Source organism: Dyella silvatica, from assembly GCF_026283955.1.
GTDB lineage: Bacteria > Pseudomonadota > Gammaproteobacteria > Xanthomonadales > Rhodanobacteraceae > Dyella_C > Dyella_C silvatica.
In genome coordinates this window covers 17,647-42,923 of sequence record NZ_JAPDPE010000030.1, presented here as the reverse complement: position 1 = coordinate 42,923, position 25,277 = coordinate 17,647, and the positions used below count along the sequence as shown (strand labels likewise).

The 25,277-nt window shown below is 60.8% G+C and carries 28 protein-coding genes; 13 read left to right on the top strand and 15 right to left on the bottom strand.

Going from position 1 to position 25,277, the window contains the following annotated elements; genetic code table 11:
* A partial coding sequence (locus OUZ52_RS08250) for an XVIPCD domain-containing protein (protein ID WP_323135325.1) occupies nucleotides 1-1,414 on the top strand: 1,414 nt, incomplete at its 5' end.
* 4 nt (nucleotides 1,415-1,418) lie between these two features.
* Here OUZ52_RS08250 and OUZ52_RS08245 read toward each other — a convergent pair.
* Both OUZ52_RS08245 and OUZ52_RS08240 read right to left on the bottom strand, forming a co-directional pair.
* On the bottom strand, nucleotides 1,419-2,216 hold the full coding sequence (locus OUZ52_RS08245) for a helix-turn-helix domain-containing protein (RefSeq protein ID WP_266157910.1): 798 nt from the start codon (nucleotides 2,214-2,216) through the stop codon (nucleotides 1,419-1,421).
* A 207-nt stretch (nucleotides 2,217-2,423) separates the two neighbouring features.
* Nucleotides 2,424-2,960 (bottom strand): nuclear transport factor 2 family protein, encoded by a 537-nt coding sequence (locus OUZ52_RS08240; RefSeq protein WP_266157909.1) that lies wholly within the window; start codon nucleotides 2,958-2,960, stop codon nucleotides 2,424-2,426.
* Nucleotides 2,961-3,109: 149 nt separating this feature from the next.
* Between OUZ52_RS08240 and OUZ52_RS08235 the strand changes: the two genes are divergently transcribed.
* Nucleotides 3,110-3,706 carry a GNAT family N-acetyltransferase gene (locus OUZ52_RS08235; protein WP_266157908.1) on the top strand — a complete coding sequence of 199 codons (597 nt, stop codon included), beginning with the start codon at nucleotides 3,110-3,112 and terminating at the stop codon, nucleotides 3,704-3,706.
* 128 nt (nucleotides 3,707-3,834) lie between these two features.
* Here the strand turns inward: OUZ52_RS08235 and OUZ52_RS08230 are convergent, their stop codons facing one another.
* Nucleotides 3,835-4,317, bottom strand: a complete 483-nt coding sequence (locus tag OUZ52_RS08230) for a winged helix-turn-helix transcriptional regulator (protein ID WP_266157907.1) — start codon at nucleotides 4,315-4,317, stop codon at nucleotides 3,835-3,837.
* A gap of 60 nt (nucleotides 4,318-4,377) precedes the next feature.
* Between OUZ52_RS08230 and OUZ52_RS08225 the strand changes: the two genes are divergently transcribed.
* Together OUZ52_RS08225 and OUZ52_RS08220 are read left to right on the top strand one after the other, a co-directional pair.
* Entirely contained in the window at nucleotides 4,378-5,277 is a 900-nt protein-coding gene (locus tag OUZ52_RS08225) for an SDR family oxidoreductase (RefSeq protein WP_266157906.1), read from the top strand.
* Nucleotides 5,278-5,627: 350 nt separating this feature from the next.
* Nucleotides 5,628-6,320, top strand: coding sequence for an alpha/beta fold hydrolase (locus OUZ52_RS08220; RefSeq protein ID WP_266157905.1), 693 nt, complete (start codon nucleotides 5,628-5,630; stop codon nucleotides 6,318-6,320).
* Between the two features lie 142 nt (nucleotides 6,321-6,462).
* On the opposite strand, the gene OUZ52_RS08215 is transcribed toward OUZ52_RS08220, so the two are convergent.
* Nucleotides 6,463-6,897: a GNAT family N-acetyltransferase gene (locus OUZ52_RS08215; RefSeq protein ID WP_266157904.1), complete on the bottom strand. Its 435-nt coding sequence runs from the start codon at nucleotides 6,895-6,897 to the stop codon at nucleotides 6,463-6,465.
* Nucleotides 6,898-7,114: 217 nt separating this feature from the next.
* On the opposite strand from OUZ52_RS08215, the gene OUZ52_RS08210 reads away from it, so the two are divergent.
* Nucleotides 7,115-7,303 carry a DUF1737 domain-containing protein gene (locus OUZ52_RS08210; protein WP_266157903.1) on the top strand — a complete coding sequence of 63 codons (189 nt, stop codon included), beginning with the start codon at nucleotides 7,115-7,117 and terminating at the stop codon, nucleotides 7,301-7,303.
* A gap of 4 nt (nucleotides 7,304-7,307) precedes the next feature.
* Here the strand turns inward: OUZ52_RS08210 and pcaD are convergent, their stop codons facing one another.
* On the bottom strand, nucleotides 7,308-8,156 hold the full coding sequence (gene pcaD, locus OUZ52_RS08205; protein ID WP_266157902.1) for a 3-oxoadipate enol-lactonase: 849 nt from the start codon (nucleotides 8,154-8,156) through the stop codon (nucleotides 7,308-7,310).
* Between the two features lie 17 nt (nucleotides 8,157-8,173).
* Nucleotides 8,174-9,154 (bottom strand): zinc-binding dehydrogenase, encoded by a 981-nt coding sequence (locus OUZ52_RS08200; RefSeq protein ID WP_266157901.1) that lies wholly within the window; start codon nucleotides 9,152-9,154, stop codon nucleotides 8,174-8,176.
* A gap of 104 nt (nucleotides 9,155-9,258) precedes the next feature.
* On the opposite strand from OUZ52_RS08200, the gene OUZ52_RS08195 reads away from it, so the two are divergent.
* Nucleotides 9,259-10,230, top strand: a complete 972-nt coding sequence (locus OUZ52_RS08195) for a LysR family transcriptional regulator (protein ID WP_266157900.1) — start codon at nucleotides 9,259-9,261, stop codon at nucleotides 10,228-10,230.
* 33 nt (nucleotides 10,231-10,263) lie between these two features.
* On the opposite strand, the gene OUZ52_RS08190 is transcribed toward OUZ52_RS08195, so the two are convergent.
* Entirely contained in the window at nucleotides 10,264-11,175 is a 912-nt protein-coding gene (locus OUZ52_RS08190) for an AraC family transcriptional regulator (RefSeq protein WP_266157899.1), read from the bottom strand.
* A gap of 588 nt (nucleotides 11,176-11,763) precedes the next feature.
* Here OUZ52_RS08190 and OUZ52_RS08185 point away from each other — a divergent pair.
* A complete protein-coding gene (locus OUZ52_RS08185) occupies nucleotides 11,764-12,120 on the top strand; it encodes a hypothetical protein (RefSeq protein WP_266157898.1) in 357 nt (118 codons plus the stop codon).
* 225 nt (nucleotides 12,121-12,345) lie between these two features.
* Here OUZ52_RS08185 and OUZ52_RS08180 read toward each other — a convergent pair whose 3' ends face one another.
* A complete protein-coding gene (locus tag OUZ52_RS08180) occupies nucleotides 12,346-12,669 on the bottom strand; it encodes a DMT family transporter (RefSeq protein WP_266157897.1) in 324 nt (107 codons plus the stop codon).
* A gap of 288 nt (nucleotides 12,670-12,957) precedes the next feature.
* Between OUZ52_RS08180 and OUZ52_RS08175 the strand changes: the two genes are divergently transcribed.
* Nucleotides 12,958-13,842 carry a patatin-like phospholipase family protein gene (locus OUZ52_RS08175; RefSeq protein WP_266157896.1) on the top strand — a complete coding sequence of 295 codons (885 nt, stop codon included), beginning with the start codon at nucleotides 12,958-12,960 and terminating at the stop codon, nucleotides 13,840-13,842.
* A 44-nt stretch (nucleotides 13,843-13,886) separates the two neighbouring features.
* On the opposite strand, the gene OUZ52_RS08170 is transcribed toward OUZ52_RS08175, so the two are convergent.
* From OUZ52_RS08170 to OUZ52_RS08160, 3 genes are all read right to left on the bottom strand, one after another.
* Nucleotides 13,887-15,434: a glycosyltransferase family 39 protein gene (locus OUZ52_RS08170; RefSeq protein WP_266157895.1), complete on the bottom strand. Its 1,548-nt coding sequence runs from the start codon at nucleotides 15,432-15,434 to the stop codon at nucleotides 13,887-13,889.
* A gap of 474 nt (nucleotides 15,435-15,908) precedes the next feature.
* Nucleotides 15,909-16,442 (bottom strand): Spy/CpxP family protein refolding chaperone, encoded by a 534-nt coding sequence (locus OUZ52_RS08165; protein ID WP_266157894.1) that lies wholly within the window; start codon nucleotides 16,440-16,442, stop codon nucleotides 15,909-15,911.
* Between the two features lie 61 nt (nucleotides 16,443-16,503).
* Nucleotides 16,504-16,854, bottom strand: a complete 351-nt coding sequence (locus tag OUZ52_RS08160; RefSeq protein ID WP_266157893.1) for a hypothetical protein — start codon at nucleotides 16,852-16,854, stop codon at nucleotides 16,504-16,506.
* Nucleotides 16,855-17,328: 474 nt separating this feature from the next.
* Here OUZ52_RS08160 and OUZ52_RS08155 point away from each other — a divergent pair, with 474 nt between their 5' ends.
* Nucleotides 17,329-18,054, top strand: a complete 726-nt coding sequence (locus OUZ52_RS08155) for an alpha/beta hydrolase (RefSeq protein WP_266157892.1) — start codon at nucleotides 17,329-17,331, stop codon at nucleotides 18,052-18,054.
* A 100-nt stretch (nucleotides 18,055-18,154) separates the two neighbouring features.
* Here the strand turns inward: OUZ52_RS08155 and OUZ52_RS08150 are convergent, their stop codons facing one another.
* On the bottom strand, nucleotides 18,155-18,673 hold the full coding sequence (locus tag OUZ52_RS08150; protein WP_266157891.1) for a hypothetical protein: 519 nt from the start codon (nucleotides 18,671-18,673) through the stop codon (nucleotides 18,155-18,157).
* A 343-nt stretch (nucleotides 18,674-19,016) separates the two neighbouring features.
* Nucleotides 19,017-19,766, bottom strand: coding sequence for an SDR family oxidoreductase (locus tag OUZ52_RS08145; RefSeq protein ID WP_266157890.1), 750 nt, complete (start codon nucleotides 19,764-19,766; stop codon nucleotides 19,017-19,019).
* Nucleotides 19,767-19,986: 220 nt separating this feature from the next.
* Between OUZ52_RS08145 and OUZ52_RS08140 the strand changes: the two genes are divergently transcribed.
* From OUZ52_RS08140 to OUZ52_RS08125, 4 genes are all read left to right on the top strand, one after another.
* Entirely contained in the window at nucleotides 19,987-20,331 is a 345-nt protein-coding gene (locus tag OUZ52_RS08140) for a zinc ribbon domain-containing protein YjdM (RefSeq protein ID WP_266157889.1), read from the top strand.
* 97 nt (nucleotides 20,332-20,428) lie between these two features.
* The gene (locus tag OUZ52_RS08135) at nucleotides 20,429-21,400 is read left to right on the top strand and encodes an AraC family transcriptional regulator (RefSeq protein ID WP_266157888.1); all 972 of its coding nucleotides are present in this window, start codon (nucleotides 20,429-20,431) and stop codon (nucleotides 21,398-21,400) included.
* A 220-nt stretch (nucleotides 21,401-21,620) separates the two neighbouring features.
* Entirely contained in the window at nucleotides 21,621-22,157 is a 537-nt protein-coding gene (locus OUZ52_RS08130) for a lipocalin-like domain-containing protein (protein WP_266157887.1), read from the top strand.
* 109 nt (nucleotides 22,158-22,266) lie between these two features.
* Nucleotides 22,267-23,052, top strand: a complete 786-nt coding sequence (locus tag OUZ52_RS08125; RefSeq protein ID WP_266157886.1) for a class I SAM-dependent methyltransferase — start codon at nucleotides 22,267-22,269, stop codon at nucleotides 23,050-23,052.
* A gap of 50 nt (nucleotides 23,053-23,102) precedes the next feature.
* Here the strand turns inward: OUZ52_RS08125 and OUZ52_RS08120 are convergent, their stop codons facing one another.
* Nucleotides 23,103-23,429 (bottom strand): GIY-YIG nuclease family protein, encoded by a 327-nt coding sequence (locus OUZ52_RS08120; protein ID WP_266157885.1) that lies wholly within the window; start codon nucleotides 23,427-23,429, stop codon nucleotides 23,103-23,105.
* A gap of 84 nt (nucleotides 23,430-23,513) precedes the next feature.
* Nucleotides 23,514-24,497, bottom strand: coding sequence for a hypothetical protein (locus OUZ52_RS08115; protein WP_266157884.1), 984 nt, complete (start codon nucleotides 24,495-24,497; stop codon nucleotides 23,514-23,516).
* Nucleotides 24,498-25,277 lie beyond the last annotated feature (780 nt).

Sequence of the window (25,277 nt, the reverse complement as noted above, 5' to 3'; positions counted from 1 at the left end):
GTTTACGAAACATGCGATGGAGCTGGGCAAAGACTATGACCAGAAGCACGGCTTGCCCTTCAACGCGACAGTGACCGGTCACTCGCTCGGTGGCGCCCTGACCGAAATCACCGCCTATCGATACGGCCTGCACGGCGAAACGTTTAATGGCTACGGTGCCGCCGGCTTGATCCAGGGCATTCCCGAGGGTGGCCACCAGGTGATTAATCATGTTCGCGCCACCGATGTGGTCAGCGCGGCCAGCAAGCATTTCGGCGAGACGCATACCTATGCTTCGCAGCAGGATCTCGACACGCTGAATAAAGCCGGTTACCACGATGGCATGAGTGCGTTAAGCGTGCGCAATCCGGTCAAGGGCATCGACTTCGACGCGCATAGCGCCACCAACTTTCTGCCCAATAATCCGCGGCTCGGCCATTCGATCATCTCGCCGGAGAACGAAGCGCTCTACGGTGCGCATAAAGGCATGATCGATCGCTATCGCAACGATGTGCAGGATGCCCGCACGGTGATATCCGCTAACTGGGAAGTGCCCAAGGCGGTTGGCGTGGGGGCGGTGGCGACCGGCGAATATGTCAAAGAGAAGGTGCTCCAGGGCGCGCAGGTTGGGGAGCAGGCTGTGCATGTCGCCGGGCATGCCGCGGTGCAGGCCTATGACGCCACTCGCGACAAGGTCGTACAAGGTGTACATGCGACGGAGCAGGTGGCGCAGCAGGCTTACGACTACACGCGAGACAAGGCGGTTCAAGGCGTCCACGCCACCGAGCGCGCGGCGCAGTATGTCGGCCATCAAGCCCATCAGGCTTACGACGCTAGCCGTCAGGCGGCGGTACAAGGTGTGCAAACCGTGCAACACACCGCGACCGAGGCTGCGCAGAGCGCCACTCACGCCATGCAGGCGGCGGGTGCCGCGGTCAGCCGGGAAACCTCGCAGGCTTACGACACGCTAAGCCATCCCGGCAGCTGGTTCCAGAACAAGCCGGCTGCTGCGCCGCCGCGTCTCGATCATCCGGACCACCCCGACCACGCGATGTTCAAGCAGGCGTGCGCGGGTGTGCATCAGCTCGATGCCGAGCATGGCCGCAAGCCGGACCAGCACAGCACCAATCTGGCGGGCGCCTTGACGGTGGCGGCCAAGGCCGGCGGCATGACGCGCATTGATGGAGTGGCACTGAGCGAGGATGGCTCGCGTGCCTATGCTGCCCAACATGCTATCGGCCGGGCGTTGACCACCACGGCTCATGTGCAGACAGCGCAAGCGGTGAATACGCCGCTGGAAAAAAGCAGCGACGCTTTGCAGCAGGCCGCACAGCAGCAGACGCATGCACAAGCGCACGCATCGCTAATGCGTGTGGCGATGTTGATGCGCGGCACTGTCGTTGTCCGTTGCGCGGTTAACGAAACGCTGAAATGACTTCCTAGGATCGTGCTGCGAGCTCAGCGCACACGGCGGCGGTGTGATCGTCGGCCGGGAAGGTGCAGTCGATCCGTATCTCGTCCAGAGTCACGTCGTACGGCGCGGCGAAGGTGGTGAAGGTTTCGAAAAAACGCAGCTCGCCCAAATCGCTACGGAAGGTGAAGGTGACGATGGGTGAAGGTTCGTCGCCCAGCTCGCGGTTGCGCCAACGCGCAGGAACGTCCGGATAGGCAAATATTTCGTCGAGTAGCTGACGGGCTCGGCGATCGGTCGGGTTGGCGGCAAGATCGTCATGCAGATGCCGGATGAAACGGGCCGCGACTTCGTGCCAGTTGACGATGACCGGACGAAAATCCTCCGGGTCGAAAATCTGGTGCAGCAGATTGAGGTGCCGGCCCGGCCGGCCTTTCATCAGCAGCTGGTTGATTCTGACCGCTGCCGCGTTGGTCGCCAGCACATCCCAATGCCGGCTGACCACGAAAGCCGGGTAGGGCTCTTGGTGCGAGAGAATCAAGTCGACCGCCTGGCGCACGCGATCGAGGGCCGGCGCAGCCAGCGGGCGTTCGGGATGCATCGCCACGAAACCCGCCGCGCGCAGCAAGGCATTGCGTTCCCGCAGCGGCATGCCCAGGGCGTCGGCCAGGCGCGACACGGTTTCACGGCTGGCGCGCGCCTTGCCGGTTTCGACACAGCTGAGGTGCCGGGTCGATATGCCGGTTTCCAGCGCCAGGTCGAGTTGGCTCAGCCGTCGCGCCGCGCGCCATTCGCGCAACAACAGGCCGATTGGCGAATAAGGCACTTGGGCCGGTAGCGTGGCGATAACGAATCCTTGGAGCGGTGCTGGGGCAGAATATGCCCAGATACCCGCTGCGGCAACGCTGCGCTATCCGACAGAATGAGCTGGAAGCCACCAGCAGTGGGCGATGGCGATCAGTGCCGCCGTCAGCCCTAACTCAATGTTCTCGTCGCCGCTGGCAAGCTCCTGTCATCGGCACGGCCTTGCGGCTTATTCGCCCGGCGACGCACGATGGATCTGCGTGAAGATCACCTGCCATTTGCCGTCGCGCCTGGCCCATACGTCGACGAAGCGGGCTCGCAGCGTGTACGGCTTGCCGCGATCCATGCCTTTTGCATCGACCATGCCGCCCAGCACCGCGCCATCCGGCCAGGTCTTGCGTACTTGTTGGCTAATCGCCACGTAGGTGGTCTTGTTGCCCGGCACCACCGCGTCGGCGATGGACTCGGCCTTGTTTTGATTCTTGCCGTTCAAGTTTGCCAGCAGGTAATCGTCGGCGAGCAGTCGCTCAAGCCCGGCCCGGTCGGATTTCATCTGCGCGATGTCATAAGCGGTCGCGGCAGCGGCGAGGTCGGCAGGCAGGCCTTGGTAGTCGCCGACGCCCTGCTCGGCATGTACCGGCGGCATGACCAGTGCGCCGATGATGATCCAGCTCGCTACGCGCATCTTGTGCTCCAGGCTTCGAGGTTCGAGGTTCGAGCGAGTGTTTTCCGCGCCGTCCTTGTGTGCAATGACCTGCCAGGTCAAGCCGATTCCAGCTCAGCAAGAGCCAGGCTTAGGCTTGCCTCTCAATCACCTTGACGGTGGCGCTAAAAAGCCAGACTTTTCGTGTGCAATGCACGGCAATCGCTCTTGCTTAGGCATGGGCACATGCTGATCTTTTTAGGTGCGCTTTGATGACTGCTTGGCTTCACTATCCGTTGATCCTGAAGGGGCGCCTGGTTGAACTTCGTCCGCTGGAAGCAGCCACCCTGGACGAACTCTTTGAGGTCGGTCGCGACCGTGAAATCTGGCGGCTGACCTCGGTGGATTACTCCGACCCGGCGATCTTTTATCCCAACTTCAAGGCGGCCCTGCACGATAGGGCGCAGGGCAAGGCTTATCCGTTCCTGTTGTGCCTTGCCGGCAGTGGCCGGGTCATCGGTACCACGCGGCTGCTGGATATCCATCCACAGGACAAGAAGATTGAAATTGGCGTCACCTGGATCGCGAGTGAGTTCTGGGGCAGTGGCATCAACACCGAGTGCAAGCAGCTGCTGCTTGAGCATTGCTTTGAGACGCTGGCTGTCAACCGGGTCCAGTTTCGGGCCAAGGCTGACAACGCCAGGTCTCGCCGCGCACTTGAAAAGATCGGTGCGACCTTCGAGGGCATCCTGCGCAAGGACAAGATCGAGCCCAACGGCAACCCCAGAGACACGGCCTTCTACAGCATCGTGCGCGAAGAGTGGCCTGGCGTAAAAGCCCAGCTCGCGCGGCAGCTTGCCGTAGCTTGATGGCGATTTATCGGCACGCCTCAATCAGGCCTGTGTATTCGCTGAGCATGGCGTGGGGTTGCGTGGCTCGCCGATGGGCTGACTCGATCTGAGCCTGCCCGGGTGCTTGCGCGGAAAAGTCCGCCGCTTCACTTTTTAGCGGGCTGACTGGCGGCGGTCGCCTTCGGCGGGGCATGGCTTACCAGCGTATCTTCCGCTGCCAACAGCCGTCCATCTTGCGCGCGCAGCTCCAGGCGTTTGATCGGTTGCCCGCGCTTGCGGTCGACGAGATGCACGCCGATCTCGTTGTCGTCGAAAAAATAATCCTCGCCCCATTGCCGCAAGGCGACCAGCAGCGGAAACAGCCCGCGGCCCTTAGCGGTCAGCAGATATTCCTGATACTCGCTGCCATCGGCGACCGGTGCGGTTTCCAAGATGCCGTGTTCGACCAGATTGCGCAGCCGCGCAGCGAGGATGTTTTTGGCGACGCCGAGGTTTTTTTGCAATTCACCGAAGCGGTGCAGGCCGTCGAAGATGTCGCGCACGATAAGCAATGACCAGCCATCGCCGATCACGTCCAGGGGCCTTGCTATCGGGCAGCACGATGCCTTGTGGCTGATGCGTTTAACCATGGGGTTTCCGTCAGTGCCTTGATCAGTGTTCTCGATATGGTGCCGTAAAGCGCCAGCCGCATGCCGCTGGTTCTTTGGCTTTGCCATCGCTACAAGATCTCAGCCAGGCCTGCATTGAGGCTCGATACGATCACTTGTCGCTATTGGTTGCAATTTAAAACTTCTGCTGATAAAAAGCACATCAGGTTTCAATGTGAAACTTTTTGGGCGGCTTTCTACGACAGTCGACAAAGTGTGCGTGATTACCGGGGTAGGGGGGCGCGACAGGCGCGGCGCTTTGCCCGCGCTGGCTATCGTGTTGCGATGCTGGCGCGCAGTGCGCCGCGCTTGCAGCAGTTGCAGCAGTTGCAGCAAGAGATTGCCGGCAGCGAGGCATACGTTTGCGATGTGGCGGATCTCGGTGCGCTGGCAGCCACCATAGATAACATTCGCGCCGCTCTCGGCAAGCCATCGGTGCTTATCCACACTGCGGTTTCCGAAACGTTCGCGACTTTTCTTGACGCAGACCCGGGCGCCTTGGAACGCAATTTCCGCGTGAACACGACCGCGCTGCTGCATCTTGCGCGAGCGCTCGCCCCGGACATGATTGCTGCCGGTGGAGGCGCCATCGTGGTCACTGGAAATACGGCCTCGCTACGCGGCGTGCCCAACTATGCGCTGTTCGCGCCGAGCAAGGCCGCACAACGCATTCTTGCCCAGTCACTCGCCCGCGATCTTGGCCCTAAGCGGGTGCATGTGGGTTACGTGATGATCGATGCCGCCATCGATGCACCGTGGCTGGGCGAGCGCGGTCGCACGCGACCTGCCTGGGTTGAGCCACCCGCTGGCTGGGCCTTCAGCCGTGACGAGTACTTTGCCCAGCCCGCCGCCATCGCCGACGAAGTGTTTCATATTGCGCATCAGCACCCTTCGACGTGGTCGTTCGATCACACCATTCGGCCCTTCGCTGAAACATGGTGAATGAGACATGGTGAATCGCCGCGATGCGCGTTGATGGGACTCATACGGCTTGTCGACGTAGGTCGGCGTTGAAGCCGGGCCCGCCCTGTATAACGGGGATGTAACAGCGATCTCGCTAGGTTTGCTATCGATCGATAGCAGGCGTTGCCGTGCGCAGGTGCGTTCGGCATCGCTTGGTTTCAGCGGGTGCTAGGTTTTCTTATGCTCACCGTATGACGACGGGGCGAATGTCATAGGGCATGCCGAGAATCTGCTTAGGCAGGCTGCGCTGGAGTAAGCCTTGGCGCCTCCCACTGTATCCACCGGTCGCGTAAGCGATGCGGGCATTACCGCAGATCAGGAGAATGTCGATGAGTAACAAGCCGAACATCGTGTTGGTACATGGCGCATGGGGCGACGGCTCGCACTGGCGTCACGTGATTCCGACCCTGCATGCCAAGGGCTATAAAGTCAGCGCAGTGCAGAACCCGCTGACCTCGCTGGCCGATGACATTGACCGCACCAGCAAGCTGGCCGCCGCGCAGGGAGCCCCTACCTTATTGGTTGGTCATTCTTATGGCGGCATGGTCATCAGCGGTGCCGGGCATGTGCCGAATGTGCTGGGCCTGGTCTATATCGCGGCCTTTGCGCCTGACGAGGGCGAAACCCCCGGTGGTATTTTTGGTTTGCGCGAAGCCCCTCCGGGTGCGGCGGCGATCCGCCCGGACGATAACGGTTTCCTGTGGATCGAACCGGAGCTATTCCACGAAAACTTCTGCCAGGACCTCGATGCTACCGAAGGGCTGGTGATGGCGGTGACGCAGAAGCCCATCGCGGCACGCTGCTTTGGCGACAAGGCCGGCGCCCCCGCAGGGAAGGTCAAGCCGAGCTGGTATCAGGTATCCAGCGAGGACCGCATGATTCCCCCCGAAACCGAGCAATGGTTTGTCGAACGGATGAAACCGCGCAAGGCGATCACGCTGCCGGCCAGCCACGCCTCGATGGCATCGCATCCGGCTGAAGTCATCGCCTTGATCGAAGAGGCTGCCAGAGCTGTCGCGTGATAGCGGCCAGGCTGGTGAGGGTCCACGCCCGCGAAGTGCAGTTGAAGTGAAGGCGCGCTTCGCGGGTTTTACCTGCCTGGATGTTCGCGACAGGGCAGGGTTGCCGCGCTGGGATCAGCGACCGACCGGGACAGGTTTTCCATCAGGGGTTCGCGCTGAGATCTTTGGACAGAAAGATCCGTCGTGTGCCCGGCGGGTCGCAGGGCACTTCGCCGAATATGTTCCATCCATGGCGGGTGTAGAAGCCGGGCGCTTGAAAGCTCATGGTGTACAGGGCGGCCGACTTACAGCCACGTCGGCGCGCCTCGTCTTCGGCGGCGGCCAGCAGCTTGCTGCCCAGGCCGCTACCGCGCAGGTCGGCCGGCAGAAAGAAAATATCGATAAACAGCATGCCCAGCGAGGTGCGTCCGCTGATGCCGCCGCGGACCTTGCCGGTTTCGGCGTCGACCGCCAGCACCGCCAGCGGTGTTCGATCGGCAATCTCGGTCATCGCGATATTGAAAAGATCAAGGTCGCCAGATAGCTGCGATACGATCTCTGCGCTCGGCGTTTTTGTGACGACCAGTTGGATGCTCATGCTTGCTCCTGTCTATCAACCGACGTTATGGGCATCATTCTAAGTCGCGCCGGGGCCGCTCTTGCGCGAGCCGATCAAGCCGATGGCTGGTACCGGCTCACTTGTGGCTTGAGTCAGTTTTTTATCCATGCAGCATGCATGCCCTGGCCCGATGCAGCTGGCATCGGATCAAGTCATGCATGCCCCAGGTTGAGTCATCTCGAAGGAGTCATCGCTGATGTCTGATTTACCGCCTGACGGTTTGCCGCGTTACCGCTTATTGACCGGCAAGGACGATGCCGCGTTTTGTCATCGCGTTTCTGAAGCACTGAATCTCGGCTACACCTTATATGGATCACCCGCGGCAACGTTTAACGGCGAGCATGTCGTGGTGGCTCAGGCGCTGCTCTGGCCTGACAAGGGCTAATGGTTCAGGACCTTGCCAGCTCGGATGGCGCGAGCAGGAATTCGAGCACCGTGCGCATGAAGTCAGCGGGGTATTCGATATTCGTCAGATGCATGGCGGGTAGCACCACCAGTTTTGCGCCAGCTATTTGCGCGGCGATCCAGTCGCTGTGGCTTGGCAGCGTGACCGTGTCGTACTGCCCGGCGATGACCAGGGTCGGCTTGTCGATGAGTGCCACGGTGCGGCGCATGTCCATGTCGCGAACGGCGGCATAGCAGCCGGCAAATCCCTGGGCTTGCATGGATAGCAGCATGGCGCGAATGGCATCGACCGTGGCGTCGCCTGCTTCGAGCATCTGCGGCGGGAACCAGTAGCTGAGAAACATCTCGGCGGTTTCGGACATGTTCTCTGCCTGCAGCACCTTGGCGATGCGTTCGTCCCATTGCCCGCTGGGTCCGAGGAAAGACGAGGTGTTGCACAGGATGAGTTGATCGATCCGCTCGGGAGCATAAATACCCAGCCATTGACCAATCATGCCGCCCAGCGACAGCCCACAGAAATGCACTCGGCTGATATGCAAGGCATCGAGCAGCTCGATGACATCGCGGCCGAGCCGGTCGATCGAGTAGCCGCCTGCCGGGACGTCCGAGGCGCCATGGCCGCGGGTGTCATAGCGCAGTACACGAAAATGCTTGGACAGCGCTTGAATCTGCAGATCCCACATATTCAGTGTGGTGCCGATGGAGTTGGACAGCACCAGCACGGGCATGTCGGGCGATCCATCGAATCGATAAGCCATGCGGTGGCCATCGCCGGTAATAAAGATCGAGAGGTCGTTCATCGGTTTCGTTTCAAGGTTCGGCTTCAGCGTCATAAAAACTCCACGGGATGTCAGATAAGCACGACCAGCTTGCCGCCGGCCTGGTTCGATTCCATCAAGCGATGGGCTTGGGGCAATTGTTCAAAGCGAAACACCTGCGCCGGCCTGGCCTGATACGTGCCAGCGGCGACACGCTCGACCATGGTTTGCAAGGGCACGCCCGATAGCGGGTAGTCGGTGGTGCCGTAGGCCAGCGCGCTGCCGAAGAAACTGAGCTGCACGCCGCTGGGTAAATGCTGCAAAGGGCTGAACGAGGCCAATGGTTCGCCGCCGCCGAGAAAGCCGACCTGGCAGAGCCGTCCGTCCGCGCGCACCATGGCGAGCGAGTCGAGCAAGACGCTGTTGCCGACGATGTCCAGCACGGCATCGATGCCGTGGGGATACTGTTCGCGAATCTGCGCCGATAGTTGCGGCTCTTCCAGCAGCACCTGCTGTGCCCCGAGTTGGATCAGCGCGGCACGGTTTTCGATCCGACGCGTGCTGGCGATCACCTGCGCTCCGGCATGGGCGGCGATGTTGATGGCGGCTTGACCAAGCGCCGACGTGGCGCCGCGAATCAGCAAGGTTTGGCCGGGCGCCAGCGCCAGGTTGCGATGCAGGCTGGTCCAGGCGGTGGCATACGATTCCGGTATCGCCGCGAGTTCTTCCCAGGGAAGGTCGGTGTGCAGCGGCACGACATGCGCGGACGGTACGTTGACATACTCGGCATAGCTGCCGGGAATGCTGCGTCCCATGCCGCCCAGCAGGGCGGCCACCTTTTGGCCGCTGGCGAACTGACCCGCCGGGTCATGCTTCACTTGCCCCACGCATTCGATGCCGCTGATTTCCGCCACCTCGCCCCAGACGCCGCGACGCATATAGATTTCGGCGCGATTCAAGCCGAGTGCGCGGACTTCGATCAGCACCTGGCCCGGCTGCGGTGGTGGCTCGGGACGCTGCTCTATCGAGAGCTGGTCGGCCTCGCCGTAGTGCTTTCTGATCATGGCGCGCATGCTTGTGTGCCCCTGCAACGGCGGATGCCGTGGAGCAAATCGTAGTTGCGGCCAAGCCCGTTAGATATTACAAAGTATGCACAATCATTGTAGATAAAACGGACATGAGCGAATTTACCCTGCACGATTTGCAGTGCTTTGACGCAGTGGTCCGCGCCGGTGGCTTCCAGGCGGCTGCCGCCACGCTGCATCGTTCACATCCGGCGGTGTTCGCCGCGGTGGCCAAACTGGAGCGGCAGCTGGGTTTAAGCCTGCTCGATCGCAGCGGCTACCGGGTCACGCTGACCGATACCGGCCAGGCCTTTCATCGTCGGGCGCAGTCGCTGTTACGCGGCATGGAGGATTTGCGCACGCATGCCGCGCAGTTGGCGATGGGCGAAGAAAGCGAATTGCGTGTGGTCATTGGCGACTTGTGCCCGCTATCGCAGACCCTGGGCTTGCTCAGCCGCTTTTTTGCACAATGCCCGGGTACCCGGCTGCATCTGCATTTCGAGGCGATCACCGGTCCGTGGGAGCGGCTGTTTGATGGCGAGGCCGATTTGATTCTGCATCACATCGACAAAAGCGATCCGCGGCTGGAATGGCTGGACCTATGCAAGGTGCAGTTGATACCGGTGGTGGCCACGGGCTTCCTGCCTTTTCCGGTATCGCGTTCGATCCGGCCGGACCAGATGCGCGATTTCACCCAGTGCATCATTCGCGACACGGCACGTCATTCGGCATCGCGCAGTTACTTTGTCATCGAAGGCGCACACCAATGCACGGTGCCCGATCAACTGATGAAGAAGGAGATCATTCTGCAAGGCATGGGCTGGGGTCATATGCCGCATTTCCTGGTCGAGCAGGAGCTGCGCGAAGGACGTCTGCAGTCGATAGCCGGCAGCTACATGCCGGGCCACGCCGAGGAGCTGGTGGTGGCGCGGCATCGCGATAAACCGCAGGGGCCGGTGGCTAGCCGGCTATGGAACTACCTCAAGCAGCAGGCCCCGCAAATCCGCCTGGCGGCGAAACCGACGGCAGCATCGCCTCGGCGCAAGCCGGCTGGGGCAGCTCCGCGCTCGTCCCGTCGCAAGTAATCCATGGGAAAGCCAGGCCGGACCTGGAGTTGGCTAGACCACGCTGCGTTCGAGCATCGAGACATTGCGCAAGCGGGCGATATCCCGGCCCGGCGGCGAACCAAATAGACGGCTGTATTCGCGGCTGAACTGCGAGGGGCTTTCGTAGCCGACGCCGAAGCCGACGGCGGCGACGTCGTCCGATTCCGTCAGCAGTCGCGAGCGGGCTTCTTGCAGACGGATCTGCTTTTGATACTGCAGCGGGCTCATGGCGGTTACCGCGCGAAAATGCCGATGGAAGGAGGACAGGCTCATTGCCGACAGCTGGGCCAGATCCTCCATTCGCAGGATCTCGGCGAAGTGCGCGCGAATCCAGCCGATGGCATAGCTGATTTGCGAGAGCCGGCTGTCGGCCAGGCCGATCTGCCGCACCATGCCGCCTTGTTCGCCGGCGAGCAGTCGCCACAGAATTTCACGCTCGATCATCGGGCCAAGTACGGCGAGGTCTTCCGGATGATCCAGCAGGCGCAGCAAGCGCACGGCCGGTTCCAGCAAATCATGGCCGGCCTCGCTGATGCCCATGCCGGGGGATTCGACAACGGCACGATCGCAGGCCGCCGTTTCCAGCAGCAGGGTGGCGATGGCGGTCGGTTTCAATGTCATGCCGATGGATAAAAAGGGCTGCTCGGCACTGGCTTGCACGACATGGCTGATGATCGGCAGGTCGACGGAGGCCACCAGGTACTGACCGCTACCGTATTCGAACACTTTGTCGGCCAATACTGTTCGCTTCATGCCTTGGGCGACGATGGCGAAGGTGGGGCCAAAAACGTGATGAACGGGGTTGGTGGGAACCACCGTCGTCATCACCCGGAAGTCTTTGAAAATGGTCTTCGGCTGGCCGGCGATGGCATGGCGAGCGATTAGCGTGCGAAGTTCGGTCAGCGGTTCCATCTGGGCATTCAATCCGGCGCATCCGTCAAACGCAACGGTATGTGGCTCAAAATCCGCAAAATTGACAGGATCGTGCAAGAGTCTGCGCGCATTGTTCTATCGACGCAGCGCTGCCATGGCTTTTGCTGAGCCGATAGCTGCCGATGGCCCGGGTTGCCAGGTGTCTAGGCGGTGTGAAGGCTTGCCCGGGGCATGCTCCAGGTTGCCGAATTCAGTCAGCGCGGGTGAGATGACCGTTCGCTGGGCGGGCGCGAGGGTCCGCTTGTGACCTTCATTGCGGCCCTTAGCCCAGGGTGGAGCTTGGGGCGATGTCCTCAATCTGCTGTGTTTGGCAGGATCATGCAAGAGCTTGCCCGCATCGTTCTATCGCCTGGACACGGCGGCCTGTTCTTATACACACCCAGCCAACGCCTTGCCGTTTTCTGGCCCTCTCTGGAGCAGCGGCATGCCGGCCGATTCCAGCCCCGCCGTTGAACGGCACTGACCTTCCTCTTTCCATCGGTCAATGGTGAAGCCGATCGTGCATTCCGCGGTGGATCGGATGCATGCATCACCATGTATGCAACTTTTTTGCTGTCTAGATCGTAGATAGGTTTGAACATGAGCTTGCAACAGCATGGCAGTGAGATGTTTTTCACTGCGCGGGAAGGGCATGCCCTTTACTCCGCAAAACTAATCCAAACCCATAACTCTCGCCTCGCTATCGCCCATGTCACGGTAGCGTTCTTCAGTCAGTACCTGGGTGTCGACATGGAGGGCTCCGCTTTTGCATTGGCCTACGCGATGGCCTTGCTGAGCCGGCACTTTTTCAACCTGTTCTTTATCGCGCGAAACGTCACTAGAACCTTTCCGCTATGGCGTGCTGGTGATGGCTGGCATGGCCATCCTGGTGTTACAGATATTCAACACGCTCGTGTCGCAGGGGTGCGGCGTTTACGAGGGAGCAGATCATCTTGAACAGCAACTCTTCACGACTCGCCGCTATTCCGCCACGTGCGAGTGGCGGTCACTCAGGCAGCCAGCGTGCGGCCGCGAAAGCGGTCTTGCGTTGGGCTGCCCGTATCGATGCCGATCATGCATTTTGAGGTCATCCGATTTCTTGAAGAAATCATTGCCGGCCGTCGCGATTGACGAGGCGTTTACCGACTGCTGCCTCTGCCCTGCGGCAGAGGCAGCGCCTACTCAGCTGGCTTGCGCGAACAGCTTGGTTCCGACTACGCCAATCACGGTAAGCAGCATAAAGCCTGCCTGCACCGCGTTGACGCGATCATGGAACAACACCATGCCGCCGATGATGACGCCGATAGCGCCCAGGCCGGTCCAGATGGCATAGGCCGTGCCGGCAGGAATGCCGCGCATGGCAAACGAAAGCAAGGCCATATTGACGAAGGAAAGCGCGATAGGCACGGCAGCGTAGAGCCAGCTGCCTTGGGCTTGCGCCCACTTCAGGCTAAGCGCCCAGATAATTTCGACAACGATGGCGACCGATAAAACCAACCAATACATGAGGGAATGCCCACTTACCCGGGTTCATACATACCTGCCGCGTCGGAACCCGAAAGAGCCGCGGCATGGGGGCGACAGGCCCAGGTGACCGCGGATGATATCACCGCAATAACCTGCGCCCTGGCGCCTGCGGCTTGATGGCTCACCCACGCTGCAGGTAACCCGGCAGGCTGCAGGTAACCCGGCGGTATGCTGAGCCGAAGTGGATGTCGGGGATGTAGCGATCGAACATCTGGCGATCGAACGATCATGGCTCAGACAAGGCGCCGATCCGTGCGAATAGATGAAATGTCCAGCATCAGCTCGATCAACCGCAAGACGGCGCCACGCACCGCTTTTGTTCTCGCTGGCGGCGGCAGCCTTGGCGCGGTGGAAGTCGGCATGTTGCAGGCCTTGCTTGACTGGGGTGAGACGCCGGCATTTCTGGTAGGCGCTTCGGCGGGGGCGATCAATGCGGCGTACTTCGCCGCTGATCCCACGCCGGCGGGCGCCAGCAAGCTTGAGCAACTTTGGTGCGGGCTTAAGCGCCGGGATGTTTTGCCGTTCAACCTGCGCAGCGTGTTTGGCTTGTTGCGTCGACGCGACTATCTGGTGGATTCCCATGGTTTACGGCGCTTGCTGGAGCGGCATTTACCGTATCGACGGCTCGAACAGGCGCCGCTGCCGATCCATATCGTGGCTTCCGATATGTTGAGTGGGCATGAGGTGTTGTTGTCGTCGGGAGCGGTGATTGACGCCGTGCTGGCCAGCACGGCGATCCCCGGGGTGTTCCCGCCGGTGCGAATCGATACGCGTTTGCTGGTCGATGGCGGGGTGGCCAATAACACGCCGATATCCAGCGCGATCAAGCTTGGCGCGACACGCATCATCGTCTTGCCCACGGGTTTTGCCTGCGCACTTGATCATCCGCCGACGGGGGCCATTGCCCGTGCCATGCATGCGCTCAGTCTGCTGGTGTCGCGTCAACTGGTGCAAGATGCCGAGCAGCTTGCCGATGGCCCGGTCGAGCTGCGCATTGTGCCAAGCCTATGCCCACTGGACACATCCCCATACGACTACTCGGCGGCGGGGCGGTTGATTGGCGCGGCAAAGCTTTGCACGCAGCGATGGCTTGATGAGGGTGGGCTGGACGGAGCGGGCGTGCCGATGCCGTTGCGCGAGCATCGTCATTGATGGTGCCGGGTTGATGCTGTGCGATGCGTCGCGCGAGGCCCGGCTCAGTTTTCGCTGGTCGGCGCGGAAAACATCAATATGGTGATTTCCTTGCCTTGAGGAATTTGCAGGGCCGGTGTGCCTAAGGCGGCTACGCGGGTTTTGAAAGCGTCCAGCCCTTCGCGTTCGCCCATCGCCGAGCGGCCATTCACCGCCCACACCCGGCTGCCTTGTTTCCAGCGTGCCAAGGCCAGGTCGAGCTGCGGCGTCACGACGGCGGTGGTGTCGATCGGCGCAGCATTCTTGGGTTTCAGCACGGTGAGCATGGTGGGCGCATTCGGGTCGCCGGTGAATACGGTATCGCCCGGGCGCACATTGGCCGCCAAGGTGGCGGCGGCCATATCCCAACGAGGCTTGGTTTCGGTGCGATAGATCGGCGCCAGATTGATCACGCACAACAGCACCAGCGCTGTGACGGCGGCAGGCAGAATTCGGCGTGGCAACGCGCTAGCGCCCAGCCCGGCCAAGATAAAAAACGGCGCGGCGCTCCACAAGATATAGCGTGGCAACACCATCGACTGAATCAGCGAAATCGCCAGCAGCAACAGCGGCAACGCGGCGAAGCTCAAGAGCAGGATGCGGCCTTCCAGCCGCTCGCGCATACGGAACAAGCCGATGGCTCCGAGCAGGGCGACCAGCAAGCCGAGCAACGGTACCGCCGTGGGTAGCAGGCTGAAGCGTATGACCGTGGCCACGCGCATCAGATAGGCGCTCTTGGCGGCGACGCGCAGATTGCGCCAGCTCAGCGGGGGAATCCAGTCAAAATTCTGCAAGACATGACCGTTATTGGCCGCCCAGATGGCGCCGTAGAATGGCAGGCAGCACAGCAGGACAAGGGCCTGGCTCAGCAGCCAGTTGCGCCGGAAATCGACGTGAAAATGGGTTGATGATTCGCTGCGCAGCCGACGCCAGATCAACCACAGCGATACGTTGGAGGCGAGCAGCCACGGTGCCGCATCGCTAAGCACATCCAGCGCGCAGATAGAGCCCAATACATAGGCGGCCCAGCTGCAGCGGTCGAACGCGGGGTTACGCACGTTCAGCGCCGCGCGCAACGGGTTTTGCGCCAACCGCACCAGCCCCCACAGCGCGATCGTGATCAGCAACGTGACGAGCGTGTAAGAGCGCGCCTCCTGGCCGTATTGCACCTGCAAGGGCGACAGCGCCATCAACAATCCTGCGACGATGCCGGCGCTGCGGCCACCCAGGCGTCGCGCGATCAGAAAAACCATGCCGGCCGACAAGGTGCCGAATAACGCTGAGGGTATGCGTAGCAAGGCATCGCCCGAGCCGAACGGCAACAGCAATTGCAGCATCAAGAAATAGCTTGGCATATGCCGGTTGGCAAAACTGTCGGCAATCAGCCCGGGGGTGGCCAGATGAACCCGCTGGAAAGTCAGCGCCTCATCGAGCCAGAACGGTTGGCTTTCGATGTGAAACAGCCGGGCTGCCAAGCCGATGCACAGCACAAACCCGATCCACGCAGTGTCGCCCGCCCGCCACGGCCCGCTGAGTCGCGCCGGCCGGTGGTCGAGGTTGGCGAGCAGGTTCAAGGGGCGCCAGCCATAGTGATCACGGTGGCGTTACCGGCGACTCCGATGTAGCGCAACAGTGATGCGGGATATGTCACGGACATGACGATGCGGCGATGCCGTCTGGGCAGGAGAGTGTCCAAGCTAACGCGAGCGCGGCGGATTGGTTGTCAGGCGCGGGGCGTATGTTGGGGTACGTTCAGTCCGATGTTCAGTGAAGGGATGAGGATGCTGTTGACGCGAGCCAGGTCGCAGCTGATTTGCCGCGCAGGCGGTTTCAGCCGGACCCCGCCGGCACGCCGCGCACGTAGCCCATGGCCTGGATGAAGCCGCAGCCGTCGGGCGCTTTGCCGCCTGGCCAGTACCGCGACTTTTCGTTCAAGCCAGGCTCGGCTCCATCCCTTCGCCCAACGGCCGCATCGGGTTAGAGGCAGTCTCTAACCCGATGAGTGTCCTGGGTTGCATCATGTCGACGGCAATGCCTTGATGCCGGGCTTAGTTGGCGGTAGCAGGGACCGAAGAGGCGCTGGCTGGTCCATGGCCTTTGTGTTTGTGCGGCCCTTGACGCGAGCTTTCGTCTTTATTGCGGTACAGCGCGTCGGCAATTTGCTTCTGCTCGACCGATAGCACCGCGTAGAGATCACTCATTGCCGCCGACATTTTCTTCATGTTGTCGGCGTGAAGTTGGGCGATGTCGGCATAGGATTTCATGGCATCGTCGGCGTTCATGGTTGAAAGCTTTTGTGCGCGATCGCGGAAAGCCTGATCGGCCTTTTGTGCGTTATCGCGCATGGTCTGTGCAAACGCATCCCAGGGCTTGGCTTGCGCATCGGTAATTTTCAGCTTGGTATGCAGTTCGCCGATGCGCCGTTCCACGGCGTCTTCGTGTTTTTGCGCGCGGGTTTCCGCGCTCGGTGGGTTGGTGGCGGGGCTTGCGGCGGTGGATGCTTGTTGCGCCCAGGCGGTTTGGGCGCCTATCGCCAGTGACAGCAGCGTGGGTACGGCAACGATGCGAAGAACCTTGTTCATGGTCGGATGCTCCGATTCAATGGGCCGGATCGATAGGGCTCGGCATGAGCCGACGTGGCGCCTAATAGCCGCTGTTGTCGTAGTACACCACTCCTGGCGGCGGGGGCGGCGGTGCCGTTCGATAAATCACTTCGGGCGGTGGCTGCGGCGTATTGGCGTTGGTCATGGCCGCGCCGGCGATAACCCCCAGCAACGCGCCGGCGATCAACGCGCCGCCATTATTTCGGCGGTCATCGCGATAATCACGACGGTTGTCATAGCGTCGATCGCGATAGGTAGGGGCAGGCCGCCCACGATAGCCATCACGCCGATCGTATTGTGCCTGTGCGGAAAAAGAAGACGCCATGATCACCGCGACCAGAACGGCGGCGGCCAACGGGCGATGTAACGGCGTTCGAGAGGTGCGAGTCATCAACATACCCTCCTCAGTATGCAACGGTGGTTGCATGCATCGGCCAGTTGCGTGCCTGCAAAGGGCGAATCAACGCGACGATGGAAACCATGACCTCAAGGCTTACTGGCATGTCATTTGAGTCGCGGTGAGCGGACTCTAGGTCAGCGTGCGTGTAGACCGACTTAATGAATGCCCGGATTTGGATGGCTGTTCATGTCGGCTTCGTGCTGGACAGGTTATTGCGATAACGCGGTTCTGGCGTAGCCGCCCGATGCGCATGCATACGCCAATGAAGGCGTAATTTGTTGCGTTGATGGTGGCGGTTGCGAATGACTTCGCCCGCGGTGAGTGATGGTTTTCTTAAGCCAGGTAACTTTGCGATACGCATGGGCGAAACCCTGTTGAATCCCATCGACTCTTTGCCCCCACGCATGGATACCCATGAAGCTTTCAACAACACGTATGCTCTCGGCCATTGCGTCGATACTGTTTATGGCATTGAGCCTAACCGCACAGGCGCAAGCCGCGCCGGTTCACAATATCGTGCTGGTACATGGCGCATGGGTAACCGGCGCGGGCTGGCAGCCGGTATACGACATCCTGCTCAAGCACGGTTACCACGTCACCGTGGCGCAGCATCCGTTGACCTCCTTCAGCGATGACGTGGCTGCCGTGAATCGGGTGCTTGCGATGCAGGATGGCCCGACCATTCTGGTCGGGCACAGTTACGGCGGAGCCATCATCACCGATGCCGGCAATGACGCGCATGTTGCCGGGCTGGTTTATATCGCCGCGCATGCTTTGGACCAAGGCGAGACCGAAGTCGCCAACGGCAAGCGTTTTCCCAATGCGACCCAGGCCATCAAGAAAACCCCGGATGGCTTCAGCTATCTGGACCCGGCCTTTTATCACGCCGACTTTGCCGCCGACCTGCCGGTTAAACAGGCCGAGTTCGAAGGGCATGCACAAGTACTGACTGCCAGCTCGGTCTTCACCACTCCGGCCGGTCAGCCAGCCTGGAAAACCAAGCCGAGCTGGTATGCCGTCGCCACGCTGGATCGCATCATCAACCCTGATCTTGAGCGTATGTATGCCAAGCGCGCCGGCAGCCACACGATCGAAATACAGGGCGCCAGCCATTCGGTTTACGAGTCACACCCACAAGAGGTTGCCGCGCTTATCGAAGCGGCGGCAACTCATGCCTTGGATGAAAAGTAAAAGCGGCCTGGGCCGCGGACCCGCGTGATGCGGATAAGCATCCATGGCGGCACGCCATAGCACGGCGACGTTGCAGGGGCAGTGCCGCTACCCCTGCGGATTAGCGCTGGGCAGAAAATGATGCGGCGGGTTGTTCCGCTTGCTGGATTTGCTGTGCCAGCTGCATGCGCACGACCTGCTCAAAGTCAGCGCTGGCGCGCATAGGCTCGCGCTGGAAGATGCCGGCGACATTGCGTGTGACTTGAATGGGCGTGGCAAGTAGTCCCCACGGAATGCCCCACCAGCCCAGGCTGGCGGAGTACAGCGCGCTTTTGATTTGTTCGCGGCGACCACATCGGCGGCAGCAAATATGTTTCTTGGTGCTCCACTGCGTCATCAGGATGAACGAGTGGACGCGGTGATGCGCGTAGACGTCGATAGGGCCTTGCTGCTGCTTGCAACGAGGGCAGGGGCCGTTGCGCCAGTGCTCGACGTGTTGCTGCAGTACGTTGGCGGGGATGCGCTCGGCGCTACGCAGTAACGGGTGTCGGCTGGCGCAAGCATTGCCGCAATAGCGGTAGCCCTCGATGGTGCGGCCACCGAATAACATGGTTTTGCTGCAGTTATGGCATTCGTGCATGGCATCCCTTCCTTGATCTATCGATGAAAACGACTGACGTAAGTTCGGGAGAGCCGGGCTACCGGCGGGTCACAGACTCCCCCCGAGCTGCGAACTGCGGCGAAACATAACCTGATTCGGAGCAAAGCGAAATAAGCCGTAGCGAGGTGGATCATGCGGTAAACGTGGTGATCGACAGTCGCTTGCAAATCATCTGCGTCAATTCGCCAAGAGACATGCCATGGGCTTGTGTCCACGGCATGTCGAACCGGCGAGCCGATATTTTTCGGCTGGTATTACAAGATCGTGTCGTTGGCAGCGATGATGGGGAACCGCGCTGTAAATGCCGCCAGTCATGTGGGGATTACAGCTGGCTCATGCCGCCGTCGATGATGATTTCGGTGCCGACGATAAAGGCCGATTCGGGCGAGGCCAAATGCAGTACGGTGGCGGCGACTTCTTCGGAGGTACCGAAACGGCCTAGTGGTACCTGCGCTTGAATATGCGCCGCGGTCGCTTGCAGGGCGGTCTGATCCATGCCGAGCTTGCCGTAAAGCGGCGTATGGATGGGGCCGGGGCTAACGACGTTGACGCGTACGCCGCGAGGAAGCAGTTCGGCGGAAAGCGTCTTGGCCAGGGAGATCACCGCCGCTTTGCTGGCGGCATAGACCGACGAGTTGGGCATGCCGATGTGCGCATTGATCGAACCATTGATCACCACGGATGCGCCGTTGTTGAGATAGGGCAGCAACGCCTGAAGCTGGAAGTACGCTCCTTTTACATTGGTGTTGAAGCTCAAGTCCCACAGGTCTTCATCGACATCGGTGAACGGGGTGAGCTTGGCGATGCCGGCGTTGATGAATACGGCATCGAGCATCAGGCCGTGAGCGGCGATGGCCTGAGCCAACTCTTTGGCATCGCTGATCGAGCCTGCATCGCTGCGTAATGCGATGGCCTGCTGGCCTAGCGTGGCCTTGGCCGTTGCCAGTGCGTCGGCATCGCGGCCGGTGACGATAACGCGGGCCCCTTCGTTGACGAAGGCCTGGGCGGTCGCGAGGCCGATGCCACTGGTGCCACCGGTGACCAGTACGGTTTTTTGTTTGAAGCGATTCATGAGGTTCTCCAGCTGCGGTGTGGTGTGGACGTGAGCTCATGTTGCTCGCACCGTGGGTGAAAGCCGTGCTGTCTTTCCGATGCACTCGTTCGAATTTATCGAACGAGTGGTGATGCACGGAAGGGGCGGCGCCTGGGCCGGTGGCGGCGATGCCATCGGGCGGACAACGGGCAAGCCCTTATACTTGGCCTCTTATTGACTGACCTGGCTGGATTATTCGATGTCTGATATCCCCGCGTGTCCGCTATGCGGCATGGAAAATACCTATCCCGATGGCGATAACTACGTATGCGCCGATTGCGGCCACGAGTGGCCTGCCGGGGCGGCAGCCGAAGCGCTGGACGGCGGCATGGTGGTCCGGGATGTCAACGGCAATGTGCTCAACAGCGGCGACACCGTAACGGTGATCAAGGACCTGAAAGTGAAGGGTTCTTCCATTCCGTTGAAGCAGGGTACGGTGATCAAGAACATTCGCCTGGTGGATGGCGATGACGAACACATCGAAGGCAGTTCGGACAAAATCAAAGGCCTGGTGCTAAAGGTCTGCTTTCTGAAGAAGGCCTGATAGTCATGGCCTCGTCCATGCGTGCTCTGTATGAGGCCAGTTGCGATAACCCGCTAACGCCAGCGTTGGCGAACATCCATCCGCAAGGTCGCTGATAGTGACTACCTTCAGTGCTTATCTCGCGCGTATCAACCGGGTGTTCGATCATATCGACGCGCATCTGGCCGAGCCGCTGGATCTCAACGCGTTGGCGGCGGTGGCGCATTTTTCGCCGTATCACTTCCATCGTCTGTTCAAGAGCATCGCCGGCGAGACCTTGGCTGGACGAGTGCGGCGGCGGCGGGTGGAACGGGCCGCGGGGCTATTGGTGAGGTCGCCCGAGACCACGGCGATGCAGATAGCGCTGGAGACCGGTTTCGCTTCGCCCGAGGTATTTACGCGGGCCTTTCGTGCCCACTTTGGCATGACCCCGACGGCATGGCGCTGCGGTGGGCATGTGCGCTGGGCGGCGGTGCAGCTCGATGCGCTTAGCAAGATTCAACAAGCGGAAAGCAAGCATCATCAAGCCGCCTTGGAGGTGATTCGCCAGGATAAGGATATGTGGCAACACGGTCACATGATTATCACTGGAGGCTTACCCATGCAGGTTGAGATCAAGCATTTTTCGGACGTACGCATCGCCTATATGCGCCATGTCGGCCCCTATGGCAGTGCCAGCATTTCACTGATGTGGCAGCGTTTTGGCCGATGGTGTCATGAGCAGGGCCTGATACCGCCGCCACGCATCATGTATGGCATGTGCCTGGACAACCCAGGCATGACCCCGGCGGACAAGCTGCGCTATGACGCCTGCATCGAGGTCGATGATGGTTTCAAGCCGCAAGGTGACATGGGCGTAAGTCTGCTGAAGGGCGGACGCTACGCTTGCGCGAAGTTCGTCGGCGCCGGGGCCGATATCGCCGGCGCCTGGGGCCGCTTTATTTCCGATTGGCTACCCGGCAGCGGTTATGTCTTCGATATGAGCGATGAATCGCGCCGTTGCATGGAGGTTTACGGCGTCGACTTCAAGATGGATCAGGAGACCGGTGTATTCAATGCCGAGCTTTGTTTGCCGGTGCGTCGAGCCTAGGGCCTGTTCACGCTATTCGCGTAGCCCGCGCCGGGATCTGTTTGCGCGCAGGGCAAGGAAGAGTGAGGGAGTGTACATGCCCCGACAGCGGTCAGCTGCGGTGTTCGCGCTCAACGGCCCATGTCATTTTGTAATGACTGAAATATGTGCGGACGGATGTATTGCTGAGGTAGCCACGGTTACCCTCAGTCGACTCTCAGCGCAAGAAGGCGATCCGCTCATGTTTCGATTCAAAGTGATGTCAACACTGTGCGGCGTGCTGCTGGTCTGCGGCACGCCGCTGGCTCACGCCGCCAACACGGCATCCGCCGCCCCGGCGACCGCCGCGGTGCCGGCGGCCTTGATGGGTGCCTGGACCCTGGTGCGTTGTGACAATGTCTACCCCGATGGCCGGCGGGTCGAACTGTATGGCGCGAATCCGCAGGGGCTGTGGCTTATCGACGCGCAAGGTCATTACATGATGCAAATCGTGCGTGCCCAGCGCAGCCCCTTTGCGGCCAATGACAAGTCCAAGGGGACGCCAGAGGAATACCGTGCGGCGTCACTCGACAGCAATGCTCATTACGGCCAGGTGAGCGCGGATGCTACGACGATGCACACGCATATCGATCATGCGTCGTATCCGAACTGGGACAGCAAGGACGGCAGCACGCCATACACCTTGCAGGGCGATGAACTGACTTACACCGTGGCCAAGCCGTCCAGCGGCGCCGCCGAAGGGGCGCATGGCGAGGTCGTCTGGCGCCGCCTGCGCTGATCGATATCGCGCCTCAGGCGAACTCGAGCCATGCGCGCCGTTCGCTGATCGCCCCATCTTTGATTGCCCCGGTCTTCGATGGACCTCACTCCCAAGAGCCATACCCTTCATGAAAAAATACTTGCTGTGCGGATGCATCTTGCTGGGAACGACGATGCTGGCTCACGCCAGTACGCAAACGTCGGTGAACGATGCCTCTGCCGCGTTGGCGGATAGCGCCCGGCCCGCGGCCGACAAGGCGCGCGACAATGATCGCAAACCGCTTGAGCTGATAGGTTTTGCCGGCATCAAGCCGGGCGACAAAGTAGCTGATCTGATGCCGGGCGGCGGCTACTTCAGCCGTATCTTCAGTAAGCTGGTCGGGCCGCAGGGCCATGTTTATGCGATCGTCCCCGAGAGTATCGCCCAGGGGGCGCCGAACAAGCTCGACGGCATCAAGGCCATCGCTACCGATCCGGCATACGGCAATATTTCCTTGATCACCCGCAGCTATGAGCAAATCGGCGCCGACGAGCCGCTCGACGTCGTATGGACATCGGACAATTACCACGATGTCTATGGCGGGGTCAGCGTCTTTGCGGTCAACGGCGTCAGCGGGGCCGACGAGACCGCCAAGATGGATGTCGCGGTGTTCAAGGCATTAAAGCCCGGCGGTATTTATATGGTGGTCGATCACGTCGCCAAGGCCGGTTCGAATGAGCAGGACGCCAAGACATTGCACCGCATCGATCCGGCGGTCGTCATGGCCCAGGCGAAGGCGGCAGGTTTTGTACTGGAGGCCCGCAGCGATCTGCTGAGCCATCCGCAAGACGCTCATGACAAGATTGTTTTCTCGCCGGATCTGCGCGGTCATACCGATCAGTTCGTGCTGAAATTCCGCAAGCCGAAAAACTGAGCCGGGCTTCGCCGTGGCGATGCGCCTCGCCGGTCACGTACCGGCGAGGCTTATGACTTTCTGCGGCGGGAGGTTTTTTCTATCGTGGCTGGCGGCGCTTGTTCAGCGTTGGCGGCATGGCCTTGCATGAGATAGGCGATTTTGCGCTGTTTGGGTAATCGCTTGATCTCCCATTCGGCACGCGACGCGGCGGCGCGGTCGGCATAGGGCCGGGCACCGATGAGCCGCAACGGTGGATGCGAGCGTGTATAGCGCGCGCCGCGGCCGGCGACATGGGCTGCATAGCGCGCGTCGAGATGATTCGTAATGCCGGCGTAGTAGGAACCATCGCTGCACTCGATCAGGTAAAGACACCAGGTGTTATCGCTGACGGGCACGGCCGGCTCACCCGACAGCGTGGCAATGGTGATGGTGATCTGTTGGTTTCATGCCAGGAGTATGTCGGTGATACGGCAGCTTCGCTACGGCGATGCGGGCGCTAAGGGAGGGGCGGGCAGACGTTGCTGCGGTTGCCAGTGGGCGGGCGGATCGAGCGGTTTGCCCGCTGCGGTGAGCAGTGCCGCCATGCGATCCATTTCGCGCTCGTACGCCAGCACGATCGCCATCCGCTTGGCCGGGGAGATCGCTGGCGACGTCGCGATGTCGAGCTGCTGTTTCATCTGCCAACTAAGGCGTCGGTATTGAGCCTCCTCCGTGGCCAGGTCATTGGCATCGCTGGCGGTCCATTCATGAATTCGCAGCCCGATCAGGTTGGCGATCAATGAATCGCCCTGCTCCAGCGAAGGGACGATCTGACGGCAGGTTTCGCGCCGGGCATTCGCTGCGGGTGAGCCGGGTTTGCAGGCGCGGACAAGATCTTGAAAAGCAGGCATCACCAGCGACATCGCCATGTTCATGGCCTGCGCATAGTGACCGGTTTCGTCGGCGCGATGGTCGTCGGCGCTGGCTTCATCAGGTGAGCGAGGTACGCGATCAAGTGCCGTATTAAAGCGCCGGGTGAGTGCGACAAAGTAAATATCGAAACGCGTCGCATGCGTCATGTGGTTGAGCATGTCATCGATACGGGCCGCGTCGGCGCGGCCGGATGCATCATGCAGCGCGGTCATCCAGGCGATGCCGTTGTGTGGGTCGAGCTGGCGGAGTCTGGTCTCGCGCGGTAGTGCGGCGCAATCCGCTTGCATGCTGCATAACTGGATGCCCAGTAAACCTATATCCGCGGCTTGGGGCGCCATGGCGGAGGCGCGATCCAGCAGCGTCATCGCGCGGCTGGCCTGGCTTGGGGTCGTCGCGGCCAGTGCGGCTGCGGTGAGCAGCGCATCGGCATCTGGCATCGCCGCCAACTGATCGATCGCGCTTGCCTGCCATTTCATTTGCGCTGTCTCGGTGCCGGCAGGGGTTTCGCCAAGCGGCGGATCTTCAGCGGCGATGGCTGGCGATGCCAGCATTAGGCACCCGATCAGCAGCGACACGGTAGTCATTCGTAAATGAGGCATCGCGCGCGTTCGCCGAATCCATGGGGATTTCAGTGTAGCCAGTTGCCGGCCGCTGTGGACCTGCGGGCGGGGCTAAAGCTCTCTCCCCCATTGCTTTCGCTTTGGGGGAGAGGGTGGGGTCAGGAAACGAGGACTCGCGAGCACGCTCATGCTCTTATTCCCCGGCATCAGCCGGGTTCGTCTCTTGACCGTCACGCGGATCATGCGGTGCAGGCACGGCATGATGATGTCCCTATCGATGTGTTGTGGCCGATTTCACGCCAGAACCATAGATTCGATGCTGTGTAGTGTTGGCGTTAGCGGATGACTTGTCTGTTGCGTAGCGCTCAATTTCCACCCTGCTTTTCTATGCCCGTTTTCTTTTAAATCTTTTGCCTATTATCTGAGTCGAATCGGGCGGTTCACATCGAAAGGCGAGGCTGGTGATTTGTGTGAAGAGCATCGCCTGGTCGACCAGGCATCAATCTGTGATTGATATCGCACTCTGCGATGCGATCAAACCTTGTCGCATAGCCATAGATCGGCCTGAATGCCCAGCTGCCTGCGCGTGTGGCATTTACTCGGGCGGCCCACCGAACAAGCATGGGATTGACGGATATCGCGGCAGCCCTGACCCGCCTGCCGGCGGCTGCGGCGCCCAGCCGTGCCGATGGTCGAGCCGAACGGGATGTGCGTATGGCGCCATGGCAGGCCTTAGGCGACACACTGGATGACGGCATCGGTTGCGTATGC

What these genes read in the sequence shown, in the direction of transcription:
- OUZ52_RS08210 (WP_266157903.1), top strand. Translation starts at nt 7,115, where the DNA reads ATGTCTGATTTACCGCCTGACGGTTTGCCGCGTTACCGCTTATTGACC.
- OUZ52_RS08150 (WP_266157891.1), bottom strand. Translation starts at nt 18,673, where the DNA reads ATGCACGAATGCCATAACTGCAGCAAAACCATGTTATTCGGTGGCCGC.
- OUZ52_RS08125 (WP_266157886.1), top strand. Translation starts at nt 22,267, where the DNA reads ATGAAAAAATACTTGCTGTGCGGATGCATCTTGCTGGGAACGACGATG.
- OUZ52_RS08235 (WP_266157908.1), top strand. Translation starts at nt 3,110, where the DNA reads ATGACTGCTTGGCTTCACTATCCGTTGATCCTGAAGGGGCGCCTGGTT.
- OUZ52_RS08140 (WP_266157889.1), top strand. Translation starts at nt 19,987, where the DNA reads ATGTCTGATATCCCCGCGTGTCCGCTATGCGGCATGGAAAATACCTAT.
- OUZ52_RS08115 (WP_266157884.1), bottom strand. Translation starts at nt 24,497, where the DNA reads ATGCTGGCATCGCCAGCCATCGCCGCTGAAGATCCGCCGCTTGGCGAA.
- OUZ52_RS08130 (WP_266157887.1), top strand. Translation starts at nt 21,621, where the DNA reads ATGTTTCGATTCAAAGTGATGTCAACACTGTGCGGCGTGCTGCTGGTC.
- OUZ52_RS08230 (WP_266157907.1), bottom strand. Translation starts at nt 4,317, where the DNA reads ATGGTTAAACGCATCAGCCACAAGGCATCGTGCTGCCCGATAGCAAGG.
- OUZ52_RS08160 (WP_266157893.1), bottom strand. Translation starts at nt 16,854, where the DNA reads ATGACTCGCACCTCTCGAACGCCGTTACATCGCCCGTTGGCCGCCGCC.
- OUZ52_RS08175 (WP_266157896.1), top strand. Translation starts at nt 12,958, where the DNA reads ATGTCCAGCATCAGCTCGATCAACCGCAAGACGGCGCCACGCACCGCT.
- OUZ52_RS08225 (WP_266157906.1), top strand. Translation starts at nt 4,378, where the DNA reads ATGCCGCTGGTTCTTTGGCTTTGCCATCGCTACAAGATCTCAGCCAGG.
- OUZ52_RS08155 (WP_266157892.1), top strand. Translation starts at nt 17,329, where the DNA reads ATGGCATTGAGCCTAACCGCACAGGCGCAAGCCGCGCCGGTTCACAAT.
- OUZ52_RS08180 (WP_266157897.1), bottom strand. Translation starts at nt 12,669, where the DNA reads ATGTATTGGTTGGTTTTATCGGTCGCCATCGTTGTCGAAATTATCTGG.
- pcaD (WP_266157902.1), bottom strand. Translation starts at nt 8,156, where the DNA reads ATGACGCTGAAGCCGAACCTTGAAACGAAACCGATGAACGACCTCTCG.
- OUZ52_RS08200 (WP_266157901.1), bottom strand. Translation starts at nt 9,154, where the DNA reads ATGCGCGCCATGATCAGAAAGCACTACGGCGAGGCCGACCAGCTCTCG.
- OUZ52_RS08145 (WP_266157890.1), bottom strand. Translation starts at nt 19,766, where the DNA reads ATGAATCGCTTCAAACAAAAAACCGTACTGGTCACCGGTGGCACCAGT.
- OUZ52_RS08195 (WP_266157900.1), top strand. Translation starts at nt 9,259, where the DNA reads ATGAGCGAATTTACCCTGCACGATTTGCAGTGCTTTGACGCAGTGGTC.
- OUZ52_RS08185 (WP_266157898.1), top strand. Translation starts at nt 11,764, where the DNA reads ATGAGCTTGCAACAGCATGGCAGTGAGATGTTTTTCACTGCGCGGGAA.
- OUZ52_RS08165 (WP_266157894.1), bottom strand. Translation starts at nt 16,442, where the DNA reads ATGAACAAGGTTCTTCGCATCGTTGCCGTACCCACGCTGCTGTCACTG.
- OUZ52_RS08220 (WP_266157905.1), top strand. Translation starts at nt 5,628, where the DNA reads ATGAGTAACAAGCCGAACATCGTGTTGGTACATGGCGCATGGGGCGAC.
- OUZ52_RS08215 (WP_266157904.1), bottom strand. Translation starts at nt 6,897, where the DNA reads ATGAGCATCCAACTGGTCGTCACAAAAACGCCGAGCGCAGAGATCGTA.